Origin of the sequence: Rheinheimera soli, assembly GCF_021290985.1 — a bacterium.
Taxonomy (GTDB): Bacteria; Pseudomonadota; Gammaproteobacteria; order Enterobacterales; family Alteromonadaceae; genus Pararheinheimera; species Pararheinheimera soli.
Window position 1 is genome coordinate 1 of the sequence record NZ_JAJOYU010000054.1, and the last position, 10,673, is coordinate 10,673.

Sequence of the window (10,673 nt, forward strand, 5' to 3'; positions counted from 1 at the left end):
AGCGCCGAATACCATTAACATCCGATAGGGTAGCCAACTAATCAAATAGAGAATGCCTGCACCCAGCCATAACAGCCAGTATTGCGGTAATAAAAAACGCCAGCTAAAACGGGGAACATTAACCACTATCGAGACTTCCGGAAAATCGAATTGCCGGTATTGTAACGGAAAACCGCCGTCAGAAAAGCCGAAACTGGTAGGAGGATGCGGGTGCGGCTTAGACCGCACCCGCTTAAGCTTAATTGATCAGTGCGCTGTTAATAGCTAACAGATCTTGCTCGGTCAGGTTTCCGGCGGCCTGCTTTAACTGCAGTTGGGCCAGAATATAATCATAGCGGGCACCAGACAGGTTACGCTGCGCATCGAACAGGTTGCGGGTGATAAGTAACACATCGACAATAGTCCGGGTACCGACCTCAAAACCCGCTTCAGTGGCTTGCAGCGCACTTTGCGCTGAAATCACCGCTTGCTCCAGGGCGCGAATGACTGACATCTGGGAATTGACATCGTTAAATGAGCTGCGAACCTGACGTACGACAGAGCGGTGAGTTTGCTCAAAGGCCTGGCTTACTTCAACATAGTTAGCCTGTGCAACACGTACACCGGCTTCAATACCGCCACCGGCATAAATTGGCACAGATAAATTAATGCCAATCGAGCTGCTATCTGCACGGTCAAAGCCAGAAACCTTTGACACGCCTAAGTTGGCGCTGGCATCTAAGGTTGGTAAATGACCAGATTTAGCCAAATCGATATCCAGTGCTGACACATCCAGCGCAATTCGCTGTGCTTTTAACGCCAGGTTGTTTTCCTGAGCGATACTTACCCATTCGGTGACCACTTCTGGCGATGGCCGGGAGGCAGAGAATTTGTCAGTATCCAGCTGTGCCACCTGAGCATGGTATTGGCCGGTAATTTCACGCAGTGCTTCGCGGGCATTTTCCAGTGCATTTTCACTGCTGATTTCGCGGGCGACAACGCTATCAAACTGTGCCTGGGCTTCATGAACATCCGTAATGGCAGTTAGACCTACCGCAAAACGCTGTTTGGTTTGCTCCAGCTGGCGCTCGACTGAACGTTTTTCCGCGGCGACAAAAGTCAGGTTGTCACGGGCTTTCAGTACGTTAAAGTATGCATCGGTAACCCGCACAATCAGCGCCTGCACTTCAGCATCATAAATTGTTTGGCTTTGCAGCGCGATTTTCTCAGCGCGGTCTAAACCTTGCCAATTGCTCCAATCGAACAGCGATTGTCTGGCCTGAATGCCGGCACCGACAGAATTGCTGCCACTAAAGCGCAGGTTATCACCGGCAGAACGGCTGACGTCAGCACCGAAAACAACACTGGGCAATAAGCGGGCTTTTGAGACATCAATACGTGCTGTCGCGGCATCGCGGCTGGCGGCTGGCGGCTGCACGCTGTACCACAGGATCTTTTTGCGTAGCCAGTTGATACACAGTTTGTAAATCTTCAGCACTTAAATTCAGGCTGAACAAACTCAGAGATGACAGCACCAAAGTGCTTAAGAGGGTTTTTTTCATCTTTATTAATCCTGGTGATAAACGAAAGTGCGTATAAGTGCCCAAATGATAACCTGTTAACGTAAACTAAATAACTGTGCGAAATAGTAGATCACTCAGGTAAGGGAACTCAATGCAGTTTGCGCGATCAGATCGGTCGCCAAACTAATAAGCCACACAAACGCATTGAGTATGAACAGGATAGCATTTTTATATGGCGCGGAAACCCGCCGATTGAAGAAGATTATTCATAAAACACGAGATAGAGACCTTTGCCGCCGTTGTATCGGATCGATATCGGCAAAGATGTTTACTATGCGCTGGATGAAGAAGGTACCAACCTGAGTTTATTCAAGGCTCCTAAACTCAGCAAGCCAATAACCAGCAGTATTTTAGCAAGCAACAGTTGGCCATAGCTGGTGCTCCAAAGTTGCTCTGGCGAGGATAACAGCAGCCACAGCATGCTGACGCCGCTCAGCAGTATTAGCAGCAAAACCCCGATCATGATCTGACCAAACTGGTGCAGTAACGCGTGCAGCCTTGCGGTTGGACTATGGCGGCAAAGCCGCCAAAGCAGTGGCAGGGAGCCTACCCATAGGCCAACAGCCAACAGATGTGTTAGCAGCAGCAACTGCCCTGGCAGACCAAGGCGCAGCAGGTGTCCGCCTTGCAAGAAACCGAGCATCAGTAACAGCAATGCCAGGCTTTGCAGCAGAATTGGCAGGTATTTAAACTTTAAAAGCAACAGGCTAAGCAAAAGCAAGCCAAAGGCGGGTAATTGGAGACGTAGCGTTCTTCCTGCAGCGTCCGGCCACAGAAATTGCATCAGTTCCCAATCAAACATGCCTCCAATGTCAGTCATGGCCATAATTCCTACCTGCAGCAGAAAGCTGTTTAGCACGCTAAAAGCACCCAGGCCAAACACCAGTGCCTGACCAGGCCGGCTTAGCGGTGCGCTAAGCCGGTGCCGCTGTGCCAGCCAGTTGCAGAGCACCAGCCCCAGCGTGATGGCCGTGCACAGATAAAGTAGGATCCGGCTTGCTGATTAAATGCCCTGTGACTGCAATGTCAGCAGTCTCGCGTGATGGTGCTGGTGCTCTCCCGCCTCAGGTTGCTTGCCAGGGGATGATTCTGTTACGTTTGGATCAATACTAAAGGCAATGACACCGCTGACCCTGTGGCCGTCAGCGCCTATGGCAGCCCAGGAAAACTGATAGCTGCCAGCCTTCAGTGCCGGCAGTGTAAACTCAATATGATCGGTGGCTTCGGTATTGCGGCGAAAGCCAAATTCAATGGCCTCTTCATCCAAGGTAAGCTCCAGCGATAACATCCGTACCGGATCACCAAAGTGCAGCATCACCACTTTAGGGGATTTTGTAAGCACGGCGTCCTTTGCCGGAATCGAGAACATTAGTGGGGTATGGGCCAAAGCTGCGGTGCTTTGCAGAGCAAAGAAGAACAGGGCTGCCATCAGGCTAGCTAAAGTTTTCATCATCATTTCCTTCAAAAATTTAGTTGGTTTTGTATGGGGTACAACAGCATGCCCTGGTTTGGACCAAGACAGCCTAGCTAAACTGGGATTAAAGCCAAATCTATCAGCAGGTTTTGGGAGGTTGGGTGGCGCGGCTTAACAAAACGCTTAAATCAATAAAATCCAGGCTAGGGATGGGATCCGTTACCTGGGTAGCTTGAGGCGAACTCTGCTCGAAAGTCGGCGTAGCGGTGACACAGCAACTTGCGCACAGACTACAGATGGAAGTCGTCGCTTTGGCGGCGGCCTCAGGCTGAGATACATCGGCTTGACGAGGTAATTCCACTGTGCTGTTTAGAGTTTCTGCACTGGCTAACTGAGCTGAGCTGTTATCACTGGCCTGGGCATGGCTATCAACCTGCTCGCTGGCTGACTCTGCAGGTTGGTGCCCGAGATGACAACCTGTCATAGCAAAACCAGCCACACTTTTCAGCAGCAAGGCAGCAATCATCAGCAGAGCGGTACAGCGCATTAGGGCACCCAAGCATTAAATTCGGTATAAACTTTAGCAGACTTTCCCTCTGCAGGCAAATATTCTGCCCTGTGGTGTCGGCTGCATTCTGCCACTTAATCTGGCCTGTGTTTTGATCTACTTGCCTTAACAATTTTGACAATTACAAGGCAAAAGCGTAAATTAAGCGCATCTCAACTCTGGTAACTGCAGATGCTCAGCACTTTTGTACAACGGCAAAAAATCTGGGCCATCACGATGATGGTTAGCCTGGCATTGTCCTGGTGTTTGCTGTTTTGTCAGAATATGGCGCAGGCGGTAGAACTGCCCTCAACTGCGTCGCATAGCGAACATCTGTCACCCTGCCATAGCACGCTGGCGCAGCTTACAGCTACCGATACTCAGCTTGTGCTGGCGGAAGCACCTTGCAGCGGTTGTGAACAACTGGCCGCAGCCAGTGAGCCACTGCAATTGGCCAGTTGCGCCATTCTGGTCAGTTGGCAATCGGCATACCAACCCGCATTGTTGCCTGCTGGCGACAACAGCAAGCCCTACTGGACACAACCGCCGCCACAGCATGGCCCACCGCTTTACTTACGTAAAAACCTTCTGTTGATTTAAGCCTGTACCTGATATGCTTGGTGGTCGAAGCATGCTGCGACTAAGTCTGTTTTTTTTTTTTTGGTATAGGTGTTTTATGTTTCAGGTATCTCAAAATAATGGCCGGGGGCAATGGCGGGCCTTCAGCACGCAAGGTATTACGCCGTTGGCGATGACTGCCCTGGTGATCGGCTTATCCGTAGCAAGTTTGCCGCTGTTGGCGCAAAATCATGGTCATGGTCATGGTCATGCGGGGCCAGCGGATTCAGCCGTCACCCAGGTACAGGATCCGCTGGCGAAATTACAGCCGGCACAGCAATATACCTGTTCCATGCATCCACAAATCCGTTTAAGCGATCCGAATGAGCGCTGCCCGATCTGTGGTATGGCACTGATCCCGGTTGCCGCCGAAGATGGACATACCGCAAGCGGGGAGCAGGTTGAACTGCGCTTAAGCCCCAGAGCCGCCGCCCTGTTGCAAACCGCAGTGATGCCGGTACGCCAGGCTGCCAGCAGCCAACACCTTAGTCTACCCGGAACCTTAGTAGCCGATCAAAGCCGGGTGCAAACCATCAGCGCCTGGACCAGCGGTCGTATCGAACAGGCTTATGTTAACCGCACGGCGCAGCAGGTGCAGGCCGGTGAGCCGATGCTGGAAATTTTTAGCCCTGAGCTGATTGTGATCCAGCAGGAGCTACTGCAGGCTAAGCAGTTGTCGGCGCGCAGCAGTTTGCCAGCTGGCAGTACGCTGGACGGCGCACGGCGTCGCTTACGTTTATTGGGGGTGCCCTCAGCGCAAATTGAGCACATCCTGCAGCGTGAGCAATTACAGGATACGGTGACAGTCAGTGCACCGGTCAGCGGTATTGTCACTGAAAAATTCGTTAATCAGGGCGCTTACGTCAGCACCGGCCAGCCATTATTTACCGTACTGGCGCTGGATAAGTTATGGCTGGAGTTAGCCGCCTTTGAATCCCAATTGCCGTTACTCCAGGTCGGACAGCAGGTAGAGGTGAGTGTGAAAGCCTTACCTGGCGAAACGCTGAGTGGCCGCATTGAACTGATTGAGCCCGAGCTGAATATCGCCAATCGTAACGCCAGGGTGCGGGTGTTGTTGGCAAACCCGGATGGCAGATTAAAACCCGGTATGCTGGCACAGGCCAGTATTCAGGCTGAGGTGAAAGCCAGCTTATTGGTGCCGGCATCAGCGGTACTTTTTACCGGCAAGCAGTCACTGGTTTATGTCCAGCCAGATCCGGCAGAGCCGCGGTATGAACCGCGTCAGGTCGAGCTTGGCCTGCGTCTGGGTGAAGAGTATCAGTTGCTCTCCGGCGTCAGTGCGGGTGAGTTAGTGGTGACGCAGGGCGCGTTCCGGCTGGATAGCGAACTGCAAATCCGCGGCCTGCCCAGTATGTTAAATCCGGCTGTTACCCCTACACAGCATGCAACCGCTACGGCGTCCCATACTCACAGCGCGCCGCAAGTCGCAGCGACACCAGCGCCAAACCCGGATGGCTTTGTGGTGCCGGCGGAGGCACAAAGCGTGTTGCTGCAGGCGTATACGCAAGCTTACGAGGCGTTGGTGGCTGACGATCTGGCAGGCTGGCAGCAGGCGACTTTGTCGCTGCAGCAAGCGGTGGCGGCGGTTGACTGGCCTGAGCGGTTCCCCAGAGTGCTTAGCACGCTAAATGCCGGTGCCGGCGAAATTATGGACGTCACTGAAATTGCACAAGCCAGGGCACTGTTCTACCGGCATAACCTGGGTTTATTGCGTTTTGCTGAGTTGGGCGTACTGGCTGACGGCTGGTATGAAGCCTATTGCCCGATGGCTCGCGATGGCGAAGGTGCCAGTTGGTTACAGCGCGAGGCTGAGCTACGCAACCCCTATTTTGGCGCCATGATGTTGCGCTGTGGCGATATTGTGCGCCGTTTTGGGGCGGAGGGCTAACACATGACGACACCCTTGCAACCTGAAGCGGGCCAGACGGAGAACCAGCAGGGTTTCGGCCGTTTTATGGCGCTGTTATTACAGCAAAAATTGTTGGTGTTGTTAGCCTCGGTCATCTTGCTGGTGGTTGGCATTGGCGTGGCCCCCTTTGGCTGGCAGCATCAGCTGCCACTTAAGCCGGTGGCGGTGGATGCTATCCCTAATCTGGGCGAAAACCAACAAATTGTATTTGCCGATTGGCCGGGCCGTTCGCCGCAGGATGTGGAAGATCAGCTAACCTATCCACTCAGTAGCGCTCTGATGGGCGTGCCGGGGGTGAAAGATGTGCGCTCCCTGTCGATGTTTGGCTTTAGCAGCATAGCGCTGATTTTTGAGGACAATATCGAGTTTTACTGGGCCAGATCGCGCATTCTGGAAAAGCTGGCCAGTTTACCGGCTGATACCTTACCGCCTGGTGTACAACCGGCGCTGGGGCCGGATGCGACCGGCCTGGGGCAAATTTTCTGGTATACGCTGGAAGGGCAGGATCCGCAGGGAAAGCCTGCTGGCGGCTGGCGTCTGGATGAGCTGCGCGCAATTCAAGACTGGTATTTACGCAGTGGTTTGCTCACGGCCGAAGGCATTAGTGAAGTGGCGGCGATTGGCGGCTATCAGCGAGAGTATCAGATAGAAGTCGATGCGAATCTGCTACGGCTTTTTGAGGTGACACTGGAGCAGGTTACGGCAGCGGTGATGGCGGCGAACCTGGATGTCAGCGCCGGCAGCCGAGAGCTAAATGGCGTTGAATATCTGATCCGCGGCCAGGGCTTTGTCAAACAGCTGGCCGATCTGGAACAAGCGGTCGTCAGGCTGGGGCCGGACAATGTGCCGATCCGGGTGCAGGATGTGGCTAAGGTCAACTTTGGCCCGGCGCCGCGACGTGGTGCGCTGGATGTTGCTGGCGCCGAAGCGGTGGGTGCGGTGGTGACTGTGCGTGAGGGCTATAACCCCAGACAGGCGATTGCCAATCTGCAAACCCGCATCAGTGAGTTGCGGGCCGGTTTACCGGCAAAAGCCGTGATCAACTGGGCGGATACCAGCTTAGCTCAGGTCAGTGACTTTGCCGCCTTACAGCAATTGCCGCTGCCCGGCACACAGTTTACTGAGCAAAGCGACAGCGTACAGCACGCCTGGCGCAACTGGTTACAGCAACATTCACAGCAGAGTTGGCCGCAGTGGTTAAGCTTAAGTAAGGTGGAGCTGGTGCCGTTCTATGATCGTTCGTTACTGATTGATGAAACGGTCGCGACCCTCGAGACAACGCTGGCGTTACAGCTTTTACTGACCACCCTGGTTGTACTGGTGGTGCTGTGGCAGTTCAGAGCGGCACTGGCGGTGAGTTTAATGCTGCCGGTGACCGTGCTGGCCAGCTTTATCCTGATGCGTTACTTTCAGGTGGAGGCGAATATTGTCGCCTTAGCCGGGATTGCGATTGCCATTGGTACCATTGTCGATCTGGGCATTATTTTTACCGAAAATCTGTTGCAGCAAAGGCAGAGTGCGTTACAGCAGGGGCTGCGTTTTAATGCTGCTTTAGCGATCCAACAAGCCGGGCGCGAGCTCGGGCCTGCGTTACTTACCGCCATTAGTACTACCGTGATTAGCTTTTTGCCAGTCTTTGCCATGACTGGCGCCGAGGGTAAATTATTCGGCCCTCTGGCCTATACCAAAACCTTTGTGCTGTTGGCTGCGGTGTTACTGGCGGTAACCTTGCTGCCAGTGGTGTTGTACTGGTTGTTTGCGGCACAGCCGGCGCGGCTTAGGGCGCTGTTAGCGCAAAAATGCCGCGGCCTGATCCCGCAGCGCCTGCAAGGCATACCCACTATGCTGCTACGCCGTGCCCATGGTCTGTTAATGATGGTGCTTTTGTTGAGCGTATTAGTTTGGTTATCTCAGCTCTGGCTACCGTTGGGACCGGGGGCAGGCTTCTGGCATAACCTGCTTTTCGTCAGCAGCTTATTATTGCTGGTACTCGCAGCATTCTGGCTATTCTGGCGGCTTTATCTGCCGCTGTTGCGGTTATTCCTGCGTTTTAAACTGTCATTTTTACTGTTACCACTATTGGTGGTGTTAACCGGTCTTTCGATCTGGCTGGGGGCGGCCAGGGTGATCCCGGGGCTTAGCGCTGAAAGTCAGTTGGCACAGCGTTTTCCGGGATTAAGTCGGGAGTTTATGCCGGCGCTGGATGAAGGGGCCTTTTTATTGATGCCGACGGTCATGCCGCATGCCGCTATCAGTGAAGCGCTCAGTATTTTGCAGCAGCAGGATCAGGCGATTGCTGCGATCCCGGAAGTGAAAACGGTGGTGGGTAAAATTGGCCGTGCCGACAGTGCGCTGGATCCGGCGCCGTTATCGATGATTGAAACGCTGATCCAATATCACAGCGAATATAAAACCGATGCCCGGGGCAAGCGGCTGTATTTTAAATATGACCGGCAAACTGACAGCTTTGTGCGCGATAGCGATGGTGAGTTAATTATTGATCCGCGCGGCCGGCCTTACCGGCAGTGGCGTGAGCATATCAAAAGTCCGGATGATATCTGGCAGGAAATCGTGCAGGCAGCGCAATTGCCCGGCGTGACCTCGGCACCTAAGCTGCAGCCGATCGAAACCCGGTTACTGATGTTGCAAACCGGCATGCGCGCGGCGATGGGTATTAAGCTACAGGCGCCGGATTTAGCCACGCTGGAGCAGATTGCGCTGGCGTTTGAGGCGGCATTGCGCGACGCCCCGGCCATTTCGCCACTCACCGTAAATGCCGAACGGGTGGTGGGCCAGCCGTATTTAATTGTCACGCCCAATCGGCAGCAAATCGCACGGCATGGTTTAAGTATGCAACAAGTGCAGCAAAGCTTAAGTACTGCTCTGGCCGGGATGGATGCCGGTCGCACCGTCGAGGGGCGCGAGCGTTATCCGATCCGGGTGCGTTATCAACGCGAGCAACGCGATAGTCTGGAGGCGATAGCTCAAGTACTAGTGGCGACGCCCGCCGGCTATAGTGTGCCGTTAATTGAACTGGCAGAAATCCGCTACGAGCGTGGCCCACAGATGATCCGCTCGGAAAACAGCTTTTTAACCGCCTACATTACCTTTGGTGCAGAGCGGGGTATCGCCGATGTCGAAGCGGTCGCGCAGGTAGAGGCTTATTTGCAACAACTGCTTAGCCAGGGCGAGCTGACATTGCCGGCCGGTGTCAGTTATCAGTTTGCCGGCAGTTACCAGCAACAGCAAAGTGCTGCGGCGACACTAAGCTGGTTGGTGCCGCTGGCGCTGACCTTGGTGTTTATGTTGCTGTATTTACAGTTTAAGCAGGTCAGTACCGCGCTGATGATTTTCAGCAGCATTGCCATTGCCTGGGCTGGCGGTTTTATCGCGCTGGATGCGTTCGCACAACCGGACTTTTTAAACAGCCAGTGGTTTGGCGCCAATCTGCGTGAGCTGTTTAATCTGCAAAGTTATAACCTGAGTATCGCGGTCTGGGTCGGGTTTTTAGCCTTATTTGGTATTGCTGTCGACGATGGCATCGTGATGGCGACTTATCTGAAACAGCAATTTGCCGCCCGGCCGGCACGCAGCCGTGCTGAAGTGCGCGAGTTAGTGTGTGCGGCGGCAGCCAAACGCATTCGCCCCTGTTTAATGACGTCCGCTACTACGATACTGGCGCTATTACCGGTACTCAGCTCCACTGGCCGCGGTGCTGATCTGATGATCCCGATGGCGATACCGACACTTGGCGGCATGCTGTTTGTGCTACTGAGCGTCTTTATGGTGCCGGTGCTTTATGCTGCCCGGGAGGAGTGGCGCTTGCGAGACTAAAAGGGGGTAACTCAGGGCCATAATAGCGGCCCTGAGTCTGAACCAGCTAGTTATGGTAACTAATATGCTGATGGAAGCGCACCGTTAAGTCATCGCGCTCTGGTTGTAGATTTACCGCTTTAGCAAAACGACGCAGCGCGCTTTCTACTTCATTCATAAAGCGGCCATAACCCATATCGGTTTGATCGTCTGGCGTGGCGAAAATGATCAACTGCATCATTTCTACCAGCTTATCGCCCTGTAGATCACTGACCAGCTGGCCTTGTTTGGCGCTGGGGTCAAAACCAATCATCTGTAACTCTGTGCCCTGGCTGCTTTTATCAAACTGGCTATTGCGGACCAAGGGTAACAAACCATTTGCCAGCACGGCCAGATGCTGCAGTTTTTCTTGCTGACAGGCCAAGACAAAGTGATCGGCGATATGCTGATATAGCGTCAGATCAGAGCTGCAGAAATTCGCCTGCAGCGAAAGTTTGGTAAACGCGGTAATCGTCCATTAGCTGTTGTTTGCAACGCCACGTTTTTACTCAAACACGTAGAGCTTGCCGAAACCTGCATGGCAGATGGTTGTACTGCCAAAGCGGTGAAGCGTATTGGCTTTAACTGCTGGGGCGCAGTCTGCGAGTACGATGTCTGCGCGAAGCACATGAATCGCGACGGTGTTCGCGGCGATTCTCTTTGATTTAATAGAGGGCACAGTTATGAGCGACTTGTTTTTAACATATTTATTTGCATCTTTATCATTTTTTGTATCGCTAGTTGCCGCAA

11 protein-coding genes are annotated in these 10,673 nt (G+C 53.5%); 3 read left to right on the plus strand and 8 right to left on the minus strand.

All coding sequences use genetic code 11. The features are described from left to right. From LSG37_RS21490 to LSG37_RS20570, 6 genes are all read right to left on the minus strand, one after another. Positions 1-228 (minus strand): LpxL/LpxP family acyltransferase (locus tag LSG37_RS21490; protein WP_436286429.1); only part of this gene is annotated, 228 nt, incomplete at its 3' end. A gap of 10 nt (positions 229-238) precedes the next feature. Next, complete coding sequence (locus LSG37_RS20550; protein ID WP_233081879.1) at positions 239-1,417, minus strand: TolC family outer membrane protein; 1,179 nt, start codon at positions 1,415-1,417, stop codon at positions 239-241. Further along, the gene (locus tag LSG37_RS20555; protein WP_233081880.1) at positions 1,371-1,541 is read right to left on the minus strand and encodes a hypothetical protein; all 171 of its coding nucleotides are present in this window, start codon (positions 1,539-1,541) and stop codon (positions 1,371-1,373) included. The genes LSG37_RS20550 and LSG37_RS20555 overlap by 47 nt, the downstream gene beginning before the upstream one ends. A gap of 292 nt (positions 1,542-1,833) precedes the next feature. Beyond that, positions 1,834-2,382 (minus strand): copper resistance D family protein, encoded by a 549-nt coding sequence (locus LSG37_RS20560; protein WP_233081881.1) that lies wholly within the window; start codon positions 2,380-2,382, stop codon positions 1,834-1,836. A gap of 183 nt (positions 2,383-2,565) precedes the next feature. After that, the gene (locus LSG37_RS20565; RefSeq protein ID WP_233081882.1) at positions 2,566-3,012 is read right to left on the minus strand and encodes a copper resistance CopC family protein; all 447 of its coding nucleotides are present in this window, start codon (positions 3,010-3,012) and stop codon (positions 2,566-2,568) included. Between the two features lie 103 nt (positions 3,013-3,115). Further along, positions 3,116-3,523, minus strand: coding sequence for a hypothetical protein (locus tag LSG37_RS20570; RefSeq protein WP_233081883.1), 408 nt, complete (start codon positions 3,521-3,523; stop codon positions 3,116-3,118). Positions 3,524-3,715: 192 nt separating this feature from the next. On the opposite strand from LSG37_RS20570, the gene LSG37_RS20575 reads away from it, so the two are divergent. The 3 genes from LSG37_RS20575 (at position 3,716) to LSG37_RS20585 (ending at position 9,905) form a co-directional block, all read left to right on the plus strand. Beyond that, positions 3,716-4,123: a hypothetical protein gene (locus LSG37_RS20575; protein WP_233081884.1), complete on the plus strand. Its 408-nt coding sequence runs from the start codon at positions 3,716-3,718 to the stop codon at positions 4,121-4,123. A gap of 76 nt (positions 4,124-4,199) precedes the next feature. Further along, a complete protein-coding gene (locus LSG37_RS20580) occupies positions 4,200-6,050 on the plus strand; it encodes an efflux RND transporter periplasmic adaptor subunit (protein WP_233081885.1) in 1,851 nt (616 codons plus the stop codon). A 3-nt stretch (positions 6,051-6,053) separates the two neighbouring features. Further along, entirely contained in the window at positions 6,054-9,905 is a 3,852-nt protein-coding gene (locus LSG37_RS20585) for an efflux RND transporter permease subunit (protein WP_233081886.1), read from the plus strand. Positions 9,906-9,951: 46 nt separating this feature from the next. Here the strand turns inward: LSG37_RS20585 and LSG37_RS20590 are convergent, their stop codons facing one another. After that, positions 9,952-10,395: a DUF3083 family protein gene (locus tag LSG37_RS20590; RefSeq protein WP_366515591.1), complete on the minus strand. Its 444-nt coding sequence runs from the start codon at positions 10,393-10,395 to the stop codon at positions 9,952-9,954. Positions 10,396-10,428: 33 nt separating this feature from the next. Further along, positions 10,429-10,673: hypothetical protein (locus tag LSG37_RS20595; protein ID WP_233081887.1), on the minus strand; the 245-nt coding region annotated here is incomplete at its 5' end.